Below are 16,002 nucleotides of genomic sequence, written 5' to 3'. Positions count from 1 at the left end.
CGGCGGCGAGCTGTACTGCGACACGTGCGGGCTCGCCCCGGTCGAACAGACACCGGGATCCGCCCGGTCCACAGGCGCGCCCGAGCCCGCTGCGGGCGGGCAGCCGGTGAGTGAACAGAAGTGCGCGCGGCCCGGCTGTGAGGGGTCGTACGAGGACATGGGCGGCGGCGAGCTGTACTGCGACACGTGCGGGCTCGCCCCGGTCGAACAGACACCGGGATCCGCCCGGTCCACAGGCGCGCCCGAGCCCGCTGCGGGCGTGGCGGGTCCGGCGTCGTCCGGCTCCTCCGTGCGCGGCGCCGCCGGCTCCGACAGCAGCAGTGCGCGCGGCAGTTCACGCGCCAGCTCGCGTACGTCGTCGCGCTCCTCGCAGTCGCGGCGCTCGGTCTCGGGCCGGCTGTCGCGGTCGCTTTCGGGCAGTTCGACGGGCCGTTCGGTGTCGGTGCGCAGCTCCGGTTCGACGGCGGCCTCCTCCTCCGGGCGGGGCCGGCTCGGCGCGGGGCTCGTCGAGGTCCCGGGCGTGCCCCGGCCCGACCCGCGCGAGATGGTCCTGGAGAACCCGGAGGTGCCCGAGCGCAAACGCTTCTGTTCGCGCTCCGACTGCGGCGCCCCGGTGGGGCGTTCGCGCGGTGACCGGCCCGGTCGCACCGAGGGGTTCTGCACGAAGTGCGGCCACCCGTACTCGTTCGTGCCGAAGCTGTGCACCGGTGACATCGTGCGCGGCCAGTACGAGGTGATGGGCTGTCTGGCGCACGGCGGGCTCGGCTGGGTGTACCTCGCCGTCGACCGCGCGGTGTCCGACCGCTGGGTGGTCCTCAAGGGACTGCTCGACACGGGCGACCAGGACGCGATGGCGGCCGCGATCTCCGAGCGGCGCTTCCTCGCGGAGATCGAGCACGCCAACATCGTGCGGATCTACAACTTCGTCGAGCACCTCGACCAGCGGACGGGTTCGCTGGACGGGTACATCGTCATGGAGTACGTGGGCGGCAAGTCGCTGAAGGAGCTCGCCAACGAGCGCCGAACGGCGGACGGCAAGCGCGACCCGCTGCCGGTGGAGCAGGCCTGCGCGTACGGCATCGAGGCCCTGGAGGCCCTCGGCCATCTGCACAGCCGCAACCTGCTGTACTGCGACTTCAAGGTCGACAACGCGATCCAGACCGAGGACCAGCTCAAGCTGATCGACATGGGCGCGGTGCGCAGGATGGACGACGACGAGTCGGCCATCTACGGCACGGTGGGCTACCAGGCCCCCGAGGTGGCCGAGGTGGGCCCCTCGGTCGCCTCCGACCTCTACACCGTCGCCCGTACGCTCGCCGTCCTCGCCTTCGACTTCCAGGGCTATACGAACGTCTTCGTGGACTCCCTGCCCGACCCCGACAACATCGAGGTCTTCCGCCACTACGAGTCCTTCTACCGGCTCCTCGTCCGGGCCACCGACCCGGACCCGGCCCGCCGTTTCGCCTCCGCGCAGGAGATGTCCGAGCAGCTGACCGGCGTGCTGCGCGAGGTGGTGTCGCTCCAGACGGGGCGTGCGCGGCCGGCGCTGTCGACCCTGTTCGGACCCGAGACCAAGGTCACGGACACGGAGTTGTTCGGGAAGGCCGCCGAGGACGTGTCGCGGCTGGGGGCCCGCGTGGTCCCCGTACGGGGGAGAAAGCGCGCGTCTCCGCTGCCGGCGGGGACGAACGGGGCCCGTCCGCTGCCTCCCGGTCCGCCGGCCTCCGCCACCCTGGTCAAGCGCGTTCAGGCGACAGCCACCGCGCTCGCGCTGCCCGTCCCCCGGGTGGACCCGGGCGACCCGAACGCCGGTTTCCTCGCGGGGCTCATCGCGTCCGCGCCCGCGGAGCTGATCGCGGCGCTGGGGGCGGCTCCGGCCGGTTCACCGGAGCTGCGGCTGCGGGAGCTGCGGGCCCGCCTGGAAATGGGCGAACTGAGCGGCGCGGGCTGGGCCGTCGAGGCCCTGGAGGCGGATCACCCGGACGACTGGCGGGTGGTCTGGTATCGCGGTGTCACGGCGCTGGCGGCCGGCGAGAACGAGATCGCGGCGCTGTCCTTCGACGCGATCTACGACGCCTTCCCCGGCGAGCCCGCGCCCAAGCTGGCGCTCGGCGTGTGCGCCGAGGTGCTCGGCCAGCTGGACAACGCCGCCGAGTACTACCGCCTGGTGTGGACGACCGACCCCAGCTATGTGAGTGCGGCGTTCGGGCTGGCCCGGGTGCAGCTCGCGGCGGGGGACCGCCGTGGCGCCGTACGCACCCTGGAATCCGTACCGGAGTCGTCGATCCACTACACGGCGGCCCGAGTCGCCGCCGTGCGGGCACGGCTGCGCCGGCGGCCGGCCACGGACGCGGCGGCGCCGCCGCCGTTCCTGGACGATCTGACGGCGGCCGCCGGGCAGGTCGAGGCGCTCGACGGATTCGGTCTGGACGCCGTGCGGCGCGAGCAGTTGTCGACGGAGGTCCTCGGCTGTGCGCTGGACTGGGTACTCTCCGGTAGCCAGGGTTCCGCTCCGGCCTCCGGCGGCGGACCTGCGCTGCTCGGCAGCGAGTTGGACGAGCGCGGCCTCCGTTTCGGCCTCGAACGTTCGTACCGGACGCTGGCCCGGCTCGCGCGGGGCGGCGAGGAGAGGATCGACCTGGTGGAACGTGCCAACCGTTACCGCCCCCGGACGTGGGTGTGATTGATGTCCCAGATGCCCCAGCCGACGGCCCTTTCGCGGTGCCCCAGTTGCGAGGAGCCGCTGGAGGCGGCCGACCGTTTCTGCGGTGCGTGCGGCTACGACCTGTCGGCGGTGTCCGCACCGCCGCAGGACCATCCCACGATCACCATGAACGGCACCTCGGCCGGCGTCGCGCCGGCCGCCCCGTCCGTGGACTGGCCCCTGGCGCCCGAGGTCGACAGCGCGGACGTGCCCGCGCCGGTGCACCGCGCCGCCGACATCCACGGCACCGATTCGGGTGGTTCCGAACTGCCGCATCCTGAGCACTCGGAGCATTCGGAGCACCCGCACGGAGATCCGGCGGGGATCCGGCCGTCCGTCGCCAAGCGGCCCGCCGGACAGCCGTCGGGCGTACGGTTCGACCGGCCGTCGGAGCCCGACGAGTACCCGCTCGCCCCTCCGGCCGGCGAGGCCCGGACCGCGGAGGGCAACCCGGCCGACGGCCCGGACCACGAGGTCCCCGCCGATCCCCGGACCGCCGACCTCCCGGCTCCCCCCGCGGGCGCCAAGGTGTGCGTGGCCTGCCGTTCGGGCCAGGTGGACACCGACGGCTACTGCGAGAACTGCGGGCATGCGCAGCCACGGGAACGGGACCACATGGAACAGGAGTTGGGCGCGGTCGCCGCGGTCAGTGACCGGGGTCTGCGCCACCACCGCAACGAGGACGCGTTCGCGATCTCCTCGACCGCGCTGCCCGACGGTTCCCCCGCCGTCGTCGCGATCGTCTGCGACGGGGTCTCCTCCGCGACCCGCCCGGACGAGGCCTCGCTCGCCGCGTCCCGCGCGGCCAACGAGTCGCTCCTGGCCGCTCTTCCGCTGGGCACGCACCCCCAACAGGCCATGCACGAGGCGATCGTCGCGGCCTCGGAGGCCGTCAACGCGCTGGCCGACCCGTCCACCGCGCAGGGCGAGCACGCTCCGCATGTGAACGCGCCCGCCTGCACGATCGTCGGCGCCGTCGTCACACCGACCCTGCTGATCGTCGGCTGGGTCGGCGACAGCCGCGTCTACTGGGTTCCCGTCGACCGTTCCTCGCTACCGGCCCGGCTCACCGAGGACGACTCGTGGGCCGCGCAGATGGTCGCCGCGGGCCTGATGAACGAGGCGGAGGCGTACGCCGACGAGCGCGCCCACGCGATCACCGGCTGGCTCGGCGCCGACGCCTACGAACTGGAGCCGCACACCGTCTCGTTCAAGCCGGACCGGCCGGGTGTGGTCGTGGTGTGCACCGACGGTCTGTGGAACTACGCGGAGGCGGCCGAGGACATGGCCGAGGTCGTCCCCCTCGACGCCGCCGAAAGGCCGCTGCGCAGCGCCCAGGTTCTGGTCGGCCACGCCCTGGACGGCGGGGGCCACGACAACGTAACAGTGGCCGTCATGCCGTTCCCCGCCCCCTCGCAGGGGGCAGGATCGGCCTGAGGCCGCGAACGAACGGGGGCGGCCGCGGACCGGAGGGGACCGGTCCGCTCACAGTCAGCACCTCCGCCAGAGCCGGAGGCCCGAGGGGGACAGAGAAGGCATGGCCAATTTCTCGAAGTCGAACGTGCCGCAGTTCTCGGTCGACGTGTACCAGAACGAGTACCTGCCGGAGGGCGGTCGCGAGGTCAACGCGATCGTCACGGTGAGCGCGACCGGCGGCGGCACCATCGGAAGCGCGGTCGCCGCGCCGCACCTGTACACGGCGGGGCAGGGCCCGGACGCCGCCGTGGCGATCATGGTCGACTGTTCGGGGTCGATGGACTACCCGCCGGCCAAGATGCGCAACGCCCGCGACGCGACGGCCGCAGCGATCGACACCCTGCGCGACGGAGTCCACTTCGCGGTGATCGGCGGCACGCACATCGCCAAGGAGGTCTATCCGGGCAACGGACGGCTCGCGGTGGCGGACACGGCCACCCGAGACCAGGCCAAGCAGGCACTGCGCAAGCTCAGCGCGGGCGGCGGCACGGCGATCGGCACCTGGCTGCGGCTCGCCGACCGGCTGCTGTCCTCGGCGGAGGTGTCGATCCGGCACGGCATCGTGCTCACCGACGGCCGCAACGAGCACGAGTCGCCCGAGGACCTGAGGGCCGCTCTCGAGTCCTGTGCCGGACGTTTCACCTGTGACGCGCGTGGAGTCGGCACCGACTGGGAGGTCAAGGAGGTCACGGGGATCGCCTCGGCGCTGCTCGGCACCGCCGACATCGTCGCCGACCCGGCCGCCCTCGCCGCCGACTTCACGCACATGATGGAGACGGCCATGGGCAAGGAGGTCGCCGACGTGGCCCTGCGACTGTGGACGCCGGTCGGCACCGAGATCAAGTTCGTCAAGCAAGTGGCGCCCACCGTCGGGGACCTGACGGACCGTCGGACCGAGGTGGGACCGCGCGCGGGGGACTACCCGACCGGCTCCTGGGGCGACGAGTCCCGCGACTACCACGTGTGCGTCCAGGTCCCGACGGCCGCGGTCGGCCAGGAGATGCTCGCCGCCCGGGTCTCGCTGGTGATCCCGCAGGGCGACGGCAGTGTGCAGAACCTCGGAGCGCAGGGGCTCGTACGGGCCGTGTGGACCGACGACATGGTCGCCTCGACGTCCATCAACCCGCAGGTCGCGCACTACACGGGTCAGGCCGAACTGGCACAAGTCATCCAACAGGGGCTGGATCTTCGCAAAGCGGGAGATGTCGATGGAGCAACGGCCAAGCTGGGACGGGCCGTTCAGCTCGCCGGAGCCTCCGGAAACGCCGATACCGCGAAACTGCTCGCGAAGGTGGTGGACGTGGTCGACGCCGCGGCAGGTACTGTGCGATTGAAAGCAAGGGTCGCAGAAGCTGACGAGATGACCCTCGAGACACGGTCCACAAAGACTGTTCGTGTAAAGAAGTAGCGAGCCCGGTTCCCGTGGGGAGCCGGAGAAACCCGGTCACAACGGCCGGAAAAGGAAAGGGGGAAGCGCCGACATGCCGACATGCCCGAACGGACACCAGTCGGGTTCCGACGACTGGTGCGAGGTCTGCGGTCACCGCATGGCCGGTACCGTGCCCCCGCTCCCTCCCCCGCCGCCGCCCGGCGCCGGTTACGGCTATCCGGCGCCCGGTTCGCCGCCGCCGGGACCCGGCGGACGGTCCCACCAGCCCGGAATGCCGGGCGCCGAACCGGAGCTCTGCCCGCAGTGCCGTACGCCCCGTGAGGGCGCGGCGCCGTTCTGCGAGGAGTGCCGGTGGAACTTCCTGACCAACACCGCGACGTCGTACACACCGGCGGCACCGCGTCCGCCGGCCGGCGGTCCCGGTGGGCAGGCGCCGTACGGCGGTCCCGGTGGCCCCGGCGGCTCCGGTGGTCCGGGCGGTCCCGGTGGCCAGAATCCCGCGCTGCGGTTCCAGCAGCAGGGGCCGGGACAGCCGGGCGGTCCGGGTGCCGGTGGCCCCGGTCACGACCCGTTCGAGTACCAGAGCTCGCGGCCCTCGCAGATGAACCGGCCCGCCGAACCGATCCCGCCGGGCCCGCAGGCCCCGCCGTACGGCGGCCCCCAGGGCTTCGGCGGCGATCCGTCGCGCCCCGCCCCGCAGCCCGGCGGCCCCGGTGCCCAGCAGCAGGCCTACACCCAGCAGCCCGCCTCGCCCTTCACGCAGGGCGGACCGCCGCAGCAGGGCGGACCGCAGCCCGGCGGCCCGGCCTTCGGCGGCGGTGACGACGACTGGGTGATCCCTCCGCCGTCGTCCGGTGCGCCCGGCGGCCCGGGTGGTCAGGGCGGCCCGAACGGCCCCGGTCAGGGCGGCGGCTACGCCTACCCGCAGCCCGGCGCCACCCAGGCCCCGCCCGGTCCCGGCTACCAGCAACAGCAACAGCAACAGCAACAGCAGTCTCTGTCCTGGAGCGCGACCATCGCACCGGACCGTGAGTACTTCATGGCGATGATGCAGCGCTCCGGGCCCGAGGCTGCGGGCCTGAACCTGCCCGCGTACTCGCCGGAGCTGCAGCGCCCGCTCCTCGGCAACCAGATCACCATCGGCCGCCGCCGGCACTCCACCGGCGAATCCCCGGACATCGACCTGTCGGTGCCCCCGGAGGACCCGGGGGTCTCGCACCAGCACGCGATGCTGGTCCAGCAGCCGGACGGCACCTGGGCGGTCGTCGACCAGAACTCGACGAACGGAACCACGGTCAACGGCGGCGAGGAGCCCATCCAGCCCTTCGTGCCGGTACAGCTGCAGGACGGCGACCGGGTACACGTCGGCGCCTGGACAACGATCACGATCAGACGGGGCTGAGCACCACCCGGGCCATCCCGGGGGCTGAGCACCATCCGGACCCCCGGGGCGGGGCACCGTCCCGGGCCATTCCGGGGGCTGAGCACCATCCCGGCCACCCCAGGGGCAGGGCACCGTCCCGGGCACCCTGGGGGCTGAGCACCACCCCGGCACCCGGGGGGCAAGGCACCACCCCGGGCATCCCGGGGGCTGAGCACCATCCGGGCAGCCTGAGGGCAGGGCACAGTCTCGGCCACCCCAGGGGCACCGTCCCGGCCACCCCGGGCTGAACACCGTCCCAGCGGGCCGAGCAGGCCTTCACAGCGGCTCCGGGCGGGGTTTCCGCCGCCCGGGGGCCGCCCGGCCGCTCAGGGAGTCGCACGGCCGCTCCGAGGGCCCGCACGGCACCTCGGGCGCGGGCGGCTCAGGGCAGCGGCCAGGTGTACGGCCCCTCGGGGTCGTCCAGCCAGGCCCTGGCACCCTCTTCGCCGACCGTGACCCCGTACCGCTCGCGCTGCGGCTGCCCCTCGCGCTCCCACAGCGCGTAGGCGTCGTGCGGGTCCAGGCTGCCGGCCGTCAGAGCCAGCAGGAACCGGAACAGATCGTGGCCGCGGGCCCGGCGCGGCAGGTCGCCCAGCCGGGCCGGCTCCGGCTCCGGCACGGACCGGGTGGCACCGCGCAGCGGCACGAAGAAGGCGGACGTGTGCAGGAAGCGTCCCTCGGCGTGCTCGGAGTCCTGGACCCGCAACACGATCAGGCCGGTGGCCAGCGGCGCGAGGATGCGGGCGCCGGGGACGCACTGGGGCAGCCAGGGGCGCGGGATCGTGGTCAGCGTGCAGGTGGCCATGATCCGGTCGAAGGGAGCGCGCTCGGGGACCCCGCGGGCACCGTCGCCGGTGACGACGGTCGGGTGGTACCCGGCGACGGCCAGATGCCGTCGCGCGGCCTCCGTGATCTCCACGTCGAGGTCGACCGTGGTCACCAGGTCGTCGCCGAGACGGTACGCGAGCAGGGCCGCGTTGTAGCCGGTCCCGGCGCCGATCTCCAGGACGGCGTCCCCGTCCCGTACCGCCAGCTCGGTCAGCATCGTCGCCATCAGCGACGGCTGGCTGCTGGAGGAGACCAGTTCCCCGTCCCGCACCCGGGTCGCCAGCGGGGCGTCCGCGTACGCGCCGCGCACCCAGCGGTCCCTGGCCCGCGGGTCCGGGTCCTCGCCCCACACGCGCTCGAAGCCGCCGGCGACGCCGATGTAGTAGTAGGGCACGAAGAGGTGGCGCGGGACGGCCTCGAAGGCCTCCCGCCAGACCGGGTCGCTCGCCCAGGCCCCGCTCCGGTCGATCTCGCGCACCAGGGACGCCCGCGCCACATCGGCGAGGTCTTCGGGACCCGGGTCGGGGTCGGTTTCGAGAGCGTTCGCGCCCATACCTCCACTGTGCTGCCGGACGGGCCGTGAGGCGAGCGCCGGACCGGCCTGGTCCGGAGCGTGCGCGTCCGCTGCGCTTCGTGACTGGTCCTAAGCCTTGAGTCCTCGGTCACCCCGTCTGAGAGCATGGGGGCGTGAAAGAGATTCGGCGCGGCACGCTTCAGGAGCAGACCTTCTACGAGCAGGTCGGCGGCGAGGAGACCTTCCGGCGCCTCGTGCACCGTTTCTACGAAGGTGTCGCCGGGGATCCGCTGCTGAAGCCCATGTATCCCGAGGAGGATCTGGGCCCGGCCGAGGAGCGCCTCACGCTGTTCCTGATCCAGTACTGGGGCGGCCCGACGACGTACAGCGAGAACCGCGGCCACCCCAGGCTGCGGATGCGGCACGCCCCCTTCAAGGTCGACCAGGCGGCGCACGACTCCTGGCTCAAGCACATGCGCGTCGCCGTCGACGAGCTCGGCCTCTCCGAGGAGCACGAGCACACGCTGTGGAACTACCTGACGTACGCGGCCGCTTCGATGGTGAACACGGCGAGTTGATCGCCCGCTCTCGACGGTGAACACAGCGAGCCGGTCACCGGTCAGCCGCCCCGACTGCCCCCTCGCGAGGGCAGATCGGGACGGACCGGGGTGAACCGGCGGACCAGGGTGAACCGGAGGGCGCATCACCGGGGGGATCAAGCAAGTCCGACGGCTCCGGCGGCGACGCCGGAGCCGGGAGCGCGAGGATCAGTGAACGCTGACGTCCAGTGCGCCAAGTCCCGCCCGGCGGACGGCGACCGACCCGAACGGCGTCCGCAGGCGCAGCCAGGCCCCCGACGAGTACAGCGCCAACGGGCTCTCGCTCAAAGGACTGTCGCTCGACGGGCTCTCGCCCGAAGGAACTTGCTCTGCGGCGGACGCGGCCGCGGGCGGTACGGGCCGCAGGAATCCCAGCGACTGCGCGGCATGCGCGGCCCGCACGGGAAGTCCGGTATCACCGATCGGCCGGGACCAGATCTCCCGCCCGACACGGTCGAGTTCGGCACGGGTCCGCAGCTCGGGCGCCAACTCCTCGGTGCGCGAACGGAATTCGGCCACCGCGGCGGCGACCTTCGCCCGTACGGCGTCCGGGGCGGGCAACCCCGGCTCCTGCCGCCAGCCGCCGCGGGGCGGCAGCACCCCGGCCCACGGGGGCCCGGTAACCGCGACGGGAACGCCGACGGTGGCCGCCGACTCCTCGACGGACTCCAGGAGTTCACCGGCGGACACGGTCACGTCGAGGGTGACGTCGAGCCCGTTCTCGTACGGCTTGGAAAGCCGCGCCGTACGGATCGCGAGGACCTCGAACGACGGCGGCCGGCCGAAGACCGCGAGCGTGGTGCCGTGCGCCTGGAGGCGCACGGCGGCCGCGCGGTCGTAGTGGACGAGCCGGGAGAGGAAGGCGGCGAGATCGGCCGCCTCCCCCGCGTCGGCGAGGTGCAGGACGGTCATGCCGCGACGGCCTCGTCCTCGTCGTCGCGGTACGACTCCAGGAAGTCGCGCTCCTCTGCCGTGATCCGGCGCGGGCGCTGCTGCTCGAAGTCGAACGGCACGATCACCGTGGCGGCCGTGACGTAGACCTGGTCCGGGTCCTTCACCTCGTAGGCGATCGTGAAGGACGCGGCCCGGATCTGCGTCACCCAGAGCTCGATGTCCACCGGCGCGTGCCGGTGGACCAGCTGCCGCTTGTAGTCGATCTCATGGCGCGCCACCACGGACCCCTGCTTGAAGTCCTTCTCCGGGCGGAACAGGAAGTCGATACGGGCTTCCTCCAGGTAGCGGAGGAACACCACGTTGTTGACGTGGCCGTACGCGTCCATGTCCGCCCAGCGCAGCGGGCAGCGATAGATGTGGCGCAAGATCGATCAGCCCCGGGTCAGCTTCTTGTAGGTGGCTCGGTGCGGGCGCGTGGCATCCGCGCCGAGCCGCTCGACCTTGTTCTTCTCGTACGACTCGAAGTTGCCCTCGAACCAGTACCACTTCGACTCACCCTCGTACGCGAGGATGTGCGTCGCGACCCGGTCCAGGAACCAGCGGTCGTGGGAGATGACCACGGCCGCACCGGGGAACTCCAGCAGCGCGTTCTCGAGCGACGACAGGGTCTCCACGTCGAGGTCGTTGGTGGGCTCGTCGAGGAGCAGCAGGTTGCCGCCCTCCTTGAGGGTCAGCGCCAGGTTCAGCCGGTTGCGCTCACCACCGGAGAGGACGCCCGCGGGCTTCTGCTGGTCCGGGCCCTTGAAGCCGAAGGCGGACACGTAGGCCCGCGACGGCATCTCGACCTGACCGACGTTGATGTAGTCGAGCTCGTCGGAGACGACGGCCCACAGCGTCTTCTTGGGGTCGATGTTGGCGCGGCTCTGGTCGACGTAACTGATCTTGACCGTCTCGCCGACCTTGATCGCGCCGGAGTCCGGCGTCTCCAGGCCCTGGATCATCTTGAACAGCGTGGTCTTGCCCGCGCCGTTCGGGCCGATGACGCCCACGATGCCGTTGCGCGGCAGGGTGAAGGAGAGGTCGTCGATGAGGACCTTGTCGCCGAACGCCTTGGAGAGGTTGTTGACCTCGACGACGATGGAGCCCAGACGCGGGCCCGGCGGGATCTGGATCTCCTCGAAGTCCAGTTTCCGCATCTTGTCGGCCTCGGCCGCCATCTCCTCGTAGCGGGCGAGGCGGGCCTTGGACTTGGTCTGACGGCCCTTGGCGTTGGACCGGACCCACTCCAGCTCTTCCTTGAGCCGCTTGGCGCGCTTCTCGTCCTTGCGGCCCTCGACCTTGAGGCGGGAGGCCTTCTTGTCGAGGTACGTGGAGTAGTTGCCCTCGTAGGGAATCGCGCGGCCGCGGTCCAGTTCGAGGATCCACTCGGCGACGTTGTTCAGGAAGTACCGGTCGTGAGTGACGGCGACGACGGCGCCCGCGTACTTCGTGAGGTGCTGCTCCAGCCAGTTCACCGACTCGGCGTCGAGGTGGTTGGTGGGCTCGTCGAGGAGGAGCAGGTCCGGAGCCTCGATCAGCAGCTTGCAGAGCGCCACGCGGCGCTTCTCGCCACCGGAGAGGTTGGTGACCGGCCAGTCGCCGGGCGGGCAGCCCAGCGCGTCCATGGCCTGCTCGAGCTGCGCGTCGAGGTCCCAGGCGTTGGAGTGGTCCAGGTCGTCCTGGAGCTTCCCCATCTCCTCCATGAGCGCGTCCGAGTAGTCGGTCGCCATCAGCTCGGCGACCTCGTTGAAGCGGTTGAGCTTGCCCATCAGCTCGGCGGCACCGTCCTGGACGTTCTCCAGAACCGTCTTGGACTCGTCCAGCTCCGGCTCCTGCATGAGGATGCCGACGCTGAAGCCGGGCGACAGGAACGCGTCACCGTTGGAGGGTTGCTCGATGCCCGCCATGATCTTGAGAACGGTGGACTTACCGGCACCGTTCGGACCGACCACACCGATCTTCGCACCCGGGAGGAAGCTCAGGGTGACGTCGTCGAGGATCACCTTGTCGCCGTGCGCCTTGCGCGTCTTGCGCATGGTGTAAATGAACTCAGCCAAGAGAAACCGTCCGGACGCTTGAAATCGGCAGTGGGCAGATACACCCCATCTTGCCTGACGGCTACCCCTCGGGGGAAACCCGTTTGGCGGGGGGCCTGTGACCTGGGGTTCTGCCACTGACGTCTGTAGATCGTCTGTCACTGTCGGTCGCCATCGGTCGACCTCGGCCACTCTCGGACGGCCCAGAGACGGCCCAGCTTTGCCGCACACGACTGACGGTCGGCACCGTCGATGCGCGCCGTCTGAGCCTCAGCGGAAGACAGTCAGCCACGACGGCGGGTGTCCCACCCGGCCACGCAGCAGACCCCAGCGATCTCAGGCAGAAAAGCCCAAAACTGGTGATATGCGGGCTAGCCTGCTACTCCACTGCCTTGGGGGATGTATGGGACTGCGCATCAACAAGTCGTTCAAGATCGCGCCAGGCGTGCGCGTTCGACGCGGCAGCAAGTCAAGCAGCCTGAGTATCGGAGGCAAGGCCGGGCGGGTCACCATGAACAGTCGCGGGCGGCGGACCACGACAGTGCGCCTTGCCCCTGGAGTGTCGTACTCCACCTCTAACTCTCGCTCGGGCTCTAGCCGTACAAAGCCCAAGCCGGCGAGCCCTGTTCCAGAAGCCCCAGCGGCTCCGACGGTGAGCGCTCCCCTTGGTCCGCTCATCGCAGCGCGCCGAAAGACGATTGACGGCTGGATTGCGGCAGACCTACGTGGCGTCGTCGTTCACCGGCGGGCCCTCGACGACGTGCGTATCCCATTGGCCCAGCTCGTCAGCGCAGAGCTAGACGGTAAAGAACTGACTCTGAAAACCTCAGACGTGATGACGTACCGCCTGATGCTGACCACGTTCTCCGCCGCACGAGATCTCCACTTCGTAGAGACCTTGGCTCGTGCCGCGCGACTGACTCAGAGCTGACCGCAGCAACAACCTGGTCTCCGACACCCGCTTTAGGAGTTCACTCCAGCGGTCCAACGGCTAGGGATCCCGCTCCTCTGCCTGCCGTGCGTGGTGCGCTGCAGGTTCTCCAAGTACGGCAACGTGCATCGGTGTTGCTGTCAAAGAGGTCATGTCAGCGGCTCTGATCTGTGGTTTCGTCCGCCATCCGGTGCAGGACCAGCAGGGAGCATGCGCCTCTCGTCCGACGCACGACCCCTGCTGATCTCTGTCTCCGCTCGCAACGGCTACGTCCGATCCTGGTACTCCGCATGCGCGACCGCAGCAGTCTGAACCGGAGCATCGTCATAGATAGCCAGAACACCGTTGCCCAGTGTCGCAACGGCGACGAAGGCGACGGCGCCACGCCATGCGGAGGCCAAAATCGTCTCTCCATCAACGTTGTAGAGGATCGCCATCCCTATGCCGAAGATCGCGGAGACCAGCAGCACCACCAGCGTAAGCAGCAGGTGCGGCGAGAAGCAGATCGCCAAGCACAAAGTGGCGCTGCCTGCCCATGCCTTCGCGCCGCGGATTACAGCGCCGACGGCCGAGGCGCCGTCCTTCTTGTGCAGAAGGCCAGCCAGGAAGCCGAAGATCAGCCCCACAAGTGCGGCCACCACCACCAAGACGGTCGTCGAACCCTCCACCAGCCTGTCCGTCTGAGAGGCGCTCGCCTTGGCGGCCACCTGTCCTACCTCATGGTTCGCGAGTACGCTCGTCAGCACCTGAAGTCGACTCATATCACACCGCCTGCAGGTTCGTAGTAAAACCCGCAAAACAGAGAGCAATCCGTCCAAGCGTCTGGCTCGGAGGTGCACCTCTCCTCCACCATGTCTTTGACTCCTTTGTCGGGTGCGCCCGCCGGTGTCTGTCGTCAACCGCACCAACGGGCCGTTCACGTCGACTCTGCCGGGCCAGGTGGGCTGAATCGGACGTACACGCGAGTCACACGAACATCCGGGGTTATCCGCGGACAACCCCGTGCAGGCCTGCGAGCCCGCAGTCGAAGGGCATGCTCGACTGTCAAGAGGCAGTGCGTTGTTCGGGGGTTATCCGCGGAAAACCCCCGAACCTTGTTGGGGGGCAGGGGCCGGTGGCGCCGGACAGACGTAAGAAGGGCGGCAGACCGGCGTCCGGTGCACTCCTTGGGGAGTGCGAGGAGCATCATGCCCTGGTCCGCCTCATGGACAGCTGGATGCACGAAGCAGATCGATCACGCGCATCGGTCTTCGACGACCTGACATCCGCGCACTTCGAGAACGAAAAGCCTGGCCGTACAGCGATGTACCGCATGTTCAAGGGAAGTAACCTCACTTGGGAATTCATTGAGGCTGTAGCGGATATTTGCACAGAAACACACGAACACCTAGAGCGAATCCTTAGCGATGCGCGCCCAATTTGGAATCAATCACAGGACGACCCGACCCCGCTCGCAAACCCTGTTGATCAAACTCAGCAACAACTCATCGACGCGCTAACCGAATTGACGGAGACACAAAAGGAGCTACTTCGAGTCAGGCAGGTGCGAGAGGCCAGCGATCAAGCTCTCGTCAAAGCCAACCAATTGGTATGGATGCTCCTAATGGTCATAGGGCAGCTCGAAACACAAATCGTCACCTTGAAGCATGGCTTGAGCGGCCTAACTCAGAGGAAATCGGATGCTAATTTTAGGGACAATCTAGAAGGCAGCATATCGATTGCTGAGGTTCAGCGAATCACTGCAGAGGCCGAGCTTGAGAGAGCAAAGAAGGAACGGGAAGCGGCTCTGCAGATATCAACAGCAGCTACGATTTCAGCTCAAGCGCTGCAAGAAGACGCCCAGCTTCTTCGAATTGTGAACAACCTCGGTCGGGATGAGGATCTTGAGAAGCCGCTACCTGCTCTACCAAGCCTAGCCGGAACAGCTGATAGCGCTACGAGCACAGAAGACTTGAGTGAGGCTCTGCAGAGGATCAAGCAAGAACTGGACTACGGAGAAGAGGAGATTGAGGAGGTCAAGCGCCTCCTGCACGGTGATAACTTCGTGCGTGAGGTTGATGGATCCGTAATCGTCGGAGAAGTCATCACGCCGGTATCGGTACCGTCGCAGCAGGCCGAAGACACTTCCGTTCCTTCCCAACGGAACGAGGAGAGCGCCCAACGTCAGCGATCTCCTTTCCGCTCGCGTGCAGAGGTTGCCGGTCAGGGCCCTCTTCAGGTATTGCGCATGGCTGACGTAATGGGTAAACGTGGCGGTGACGCGGGCGTAAGAACATTGTTCCGTTCCGCGGCCGCCCTCCAAACCAAGACGGAAAGGGCAGCTACCGCGAGCCTCCTGTCACGCTTGCGGAGAGGTGAAGAGCTGGCAGAGGTGTGGAATGAGGTCTGCAGCTCAACATCAGATGTACTTGACCTCCCCTCCGAACCCATTGGGAATGATTATTCATTCTCGCTAGACGGTTACAATTTCTCAGTTCATCCTCTAAGGGGGCATGGCAGGCTAATTGAAATCGCCCAAGCAATTAGCTTAAGGATAGGTCCAGAGCATCTTCCTAGATTTGCCGCAATGGAGCGAAGAGGGCAGGCAGTAATGTCCCTCCTGATCGCCGTTAAGTCAGATGAAATCGAGGAGCTGCGAGAAATTGCCGGGCGAGTCATAGGGCGATTCGATGATCCGCCGCCCGTCTTCCTTGTGTCTTTTCAGAGGCTGCCAACTGGCGACCTCCGAAATTCCCTTCTCAGGATTCAGCCATGGCATGAAGGCGGAAATTCTCTGTTGGGATGAGCCGAGACGAAGGGGTCTGAAAGTTAGAGTGCATCAGGGTAAACGGCGCGGCTACGTCCTTGTCACCCGCAACGGTCGGCCGGTCGAGCCGCGCAACGTCTACCGGTCGTTCACGCGCGTCGCCGCTGACGCCGGGCTGCGCGTGGTCCGGCTGCACGATGCCCGGCACGGCATCGCCACGCTGCTGACAGCGGCCGGCGTCGCCCCCCAGGGTCATCATGGGAATCCTGGGACACAGCCAGATCAGCATCACGATGGACGTGTACACGCACGTCGTGCACGACACCCAGCGGGAGGCGATCAGCCACATGGACCGACGGCTCAAACGTCGTCGGCCCGCCGCCTGAGAGGCGACTACCGTCAAGGCCCCGGACCATGATCGG

The 16,002-nt window shown here is 68.8% G+C and carries 12 protein-coding genes and 1 pseudogene; 8 read left to right on the top strand and 5 right to left on the bottom strand.

What is annotated here, in order from left to right; translation table 11 throughout:
• Positions 1-10: 10 nt before the first annotated feature.
• From ACFYR3_RS28075 to ACFYR3_RS28060, 4 genes are all read left to right on the top strand, one after another.
• Positions 11-2,683 (top strand): tetratricopeptide repeat protein, encoded by a 2,673-nt coding sequence (locus ACFYR3_RS28075; RefSeq protein ID WP_389284990.1) that lies wholly within the window; start codon positions 11-13, stop codon positions 2,681-2,683.
• Entirely contained in the window at positions 2,684-4,141 is a 1,458-nt protein-coding gene (locus tag ACFYR3_RS28070; protein ID WP_389284973.1) for a protein phosphatase 2C domain-containing protein, read from the top strand. It begins immediately after the preceding gene.
• Positions 4,142-4,241: 100 nt separating this feature from the next.
• A complete protein-coding gene (locus ACFYR3_RS28065) occupies positions 4,242-5,588 on the top strand; it encodes a VWA domain-containing protein (protein WP_355855795.1) in 1,347 nt (448 codons plus the stop codon).
• Positions 5,589-5,661: 73 nt separating this feature from the next.
• Positions 5,662-6,972, top strand: a complete 1,311-nt coding sequence (locus ACFYR3_RS28060) for an FHA domain-containing protein (RefSeq protein WP_389284972.1) — start codon at positions 5,662-5,664, stop codon at positions 6,970-6,972.
• Between the two features lie 403 nt (positions 6,973-7,375).
• Here the strand turns inward: ACFYR3_RS28060 and ACFYR3_RS28055 are convergent, their stop codons facing one another.
• Complete coding sequence (locus tag ACFYR3_RS28055; RefSeq protein WP_355855789.1) at positions 7,376-8,374, bottom strand: methyltransferase domain-containing protein; 999 nt, start codon at positions 8,372-8,374, stop codon at positions 7,376-7,378.
• 134 nt (positions 8,375-8,508) lie between these two features.
• Between ACFYR3_RS28055 and ACFYR3_RS28050 the strand changes: the two genes are divergently transcribed.
• A complete protein-coding gene (locus ACFYR3_RS28050; RefSeq protein WP_355855786.1) occupies positions 8,509-8,913 on the top strand; it encodes a globin in 405 nt (134 codons plus the stop codon).
• A gap of 189 nt (positions 8,914-9,102) precedes the next feature.
• Here the strand turns inward: ACFYR3_RS28050 and ACFYR3_RS28045 are convergent, their stop codons facing one another.
• The 3 genes from ACFYR3_RS28045 to ettA are packed head-to-tail and all read right to left on the bottom strand — an operon-like array spanning position 9,103 to position 11,924.
• Positions 9,103-9,846 carry a hypothetical protein gene (locus ACFYR3_RS28045; RefSeq protein ID WP_355855783.1) on the bottom strand — a complete coding sequence of 248 codons (744 nt, stop codon included), beginning with the start codon at positions 9,844-9,846 and terminating at the stop codon, positions 9,103-9,105.
• The gene (locus ACFYR3_RS28040) at positions 9,843-10,253 is read right to left on the bottom strand and encodes a thioesterase family protein (RefSeq protein WP_355855780.1); all 411 of its coding nucleotides are present in this window, start codon (positions 10,251-10,253) and stop codon (positions 9,843-9,845) included. Before ACFYR3_RS28040 ends, ACFYR3_RS28045 begins: the two co-directional genes overlap by 4 nt.
• Positions 10,254-10,259: 6 nt before the next feature.
• The gene (gene ettA / locus ACFYR3_RS28035) at positions 10,260-11,924 is read right to left on the bottom strand and encodes an energy-dependent translational throttle protein EttA (RefSeq protein ID WP_355855777.1); all 1,665 of its coding nucleotides are present in this window, start codon (positions 11,922-11,924) and stop codon (positions 10,260-10,262) included.
• Between the two features lie 343 nt (positions 11,925-12,267).
• Here ettA and ACFYR3_RS28030 point away from each other — a divergent pair, with 343 nt between their 5' ends.
• Positions 12,268-12,834 carry a DUF4236 domain-containing protein gene (locus ACFYR3_RS28030; RefSeq protein ID WP_389284971.1) on the top strand — a complete coding sequence of 189 codons (567 nt, stop codon included), beginning with the start codon at positions 12,268-12,270 and terminating at the stop codon, positions 12,832-12,834.
• 266 nt (positions 12,835-13,100) lie between these two features.
• Here the strand turns inward: ACFYR3_RS28030 and ACFYR3_RS28025 are convergent, their stop codons facing one another.
• A complete protein-coding gene (locus ACFYR3_RS28025; RefSeq protein WP_389284970.1) occupies positions 13,101-13,541 on the bottom strand; it encodes a hypothetical protein in 441 nt (146 codons plus the stop codon).
• Between the two features lie 509 nt (positions 13,542-14,050).
• Between ACFYR3_RS28025 and ACFYR3_RS28020 the strand changes: the two genes are divergently transcribed.
• Both ACFYR3_RS28020 and ACFYR3_RS28015 read left to right on the top strand, forming a co-directional pair.
• Complete coding sequence (locus ACFYR3_RS28020; protein WP_389284969.1) at positions 14,051-15,619, top strand: hypothetical protein; 1,569 nt, start codon at positions 14,051-14,053, stop codon at positions 15,617-15,619.
• 46 nt (positions 15,620-15,665) lie between these two features.
• Positions 15,666-15,966: pseudogene (locus ACFYR3_RS28015) on the top strand (tyrosine-type recombinase/integrase); the annotation flags it as partial.
• Positions 15,967-16,002 lie beyond the last annotated feature (36 nt).

The sequence above is a fragment of the Streptomyces sp. NPDC005784 genome, from assembly GCF_042871525.1.
GTDB lineage: Bacteria > Actinomycetota > Actinomycetes > Streptomycetales > Streptomycetaceae > Streptomyces.
This window is presented reverse-complemented; position numbering and strand designations above follow the sequence as displayed.

Coding starts and splice junctions, on each gene's coding strand:
- ACFYR3_RS28065 (WP_355855795.1), top strand. CDS start 4,242: ATGGCCAATTTCTCGAAGTCGAACGTGCCGCAGTTCTCGGTCGACGTG.
- ACFYR3_RS28055 (WP_355855789.1), bottom strand. CDS start 8,374: ATGGGCGCGAACGCTCTCGAAACCGACCCCGACCCGGGTCCCGAAGAC.
- ACFYR3_RS28030 (WP_389284971.1), top strand. CDS start 12,268: ATGCGGGCTAGCCTGCTACTCCACTGCCTTGGGGGATGTATGGGACTG.
- ACFYR3_RS28020 (WP_389284969.1), top strand. CDS start 14,051: ATGCACGAAGCAGATCGATCACGCGCATCGGTCTTCGACGACCTGACA.
- ACFYR3_RS28045 (WP_355855783.1), bottom strand. CDS start 9,846: ATGACCGTCCTGCACCTCGCCGACGCGGGGGAGGCGGCCGATCTCGCC.
- ACFYR3_RS28060 (WP_389284972.1), top strand. CDS start 5,662: ATGCCGACATGCCCGAACGGACACCAGTCGGGTTCCGACGACTGGTGC.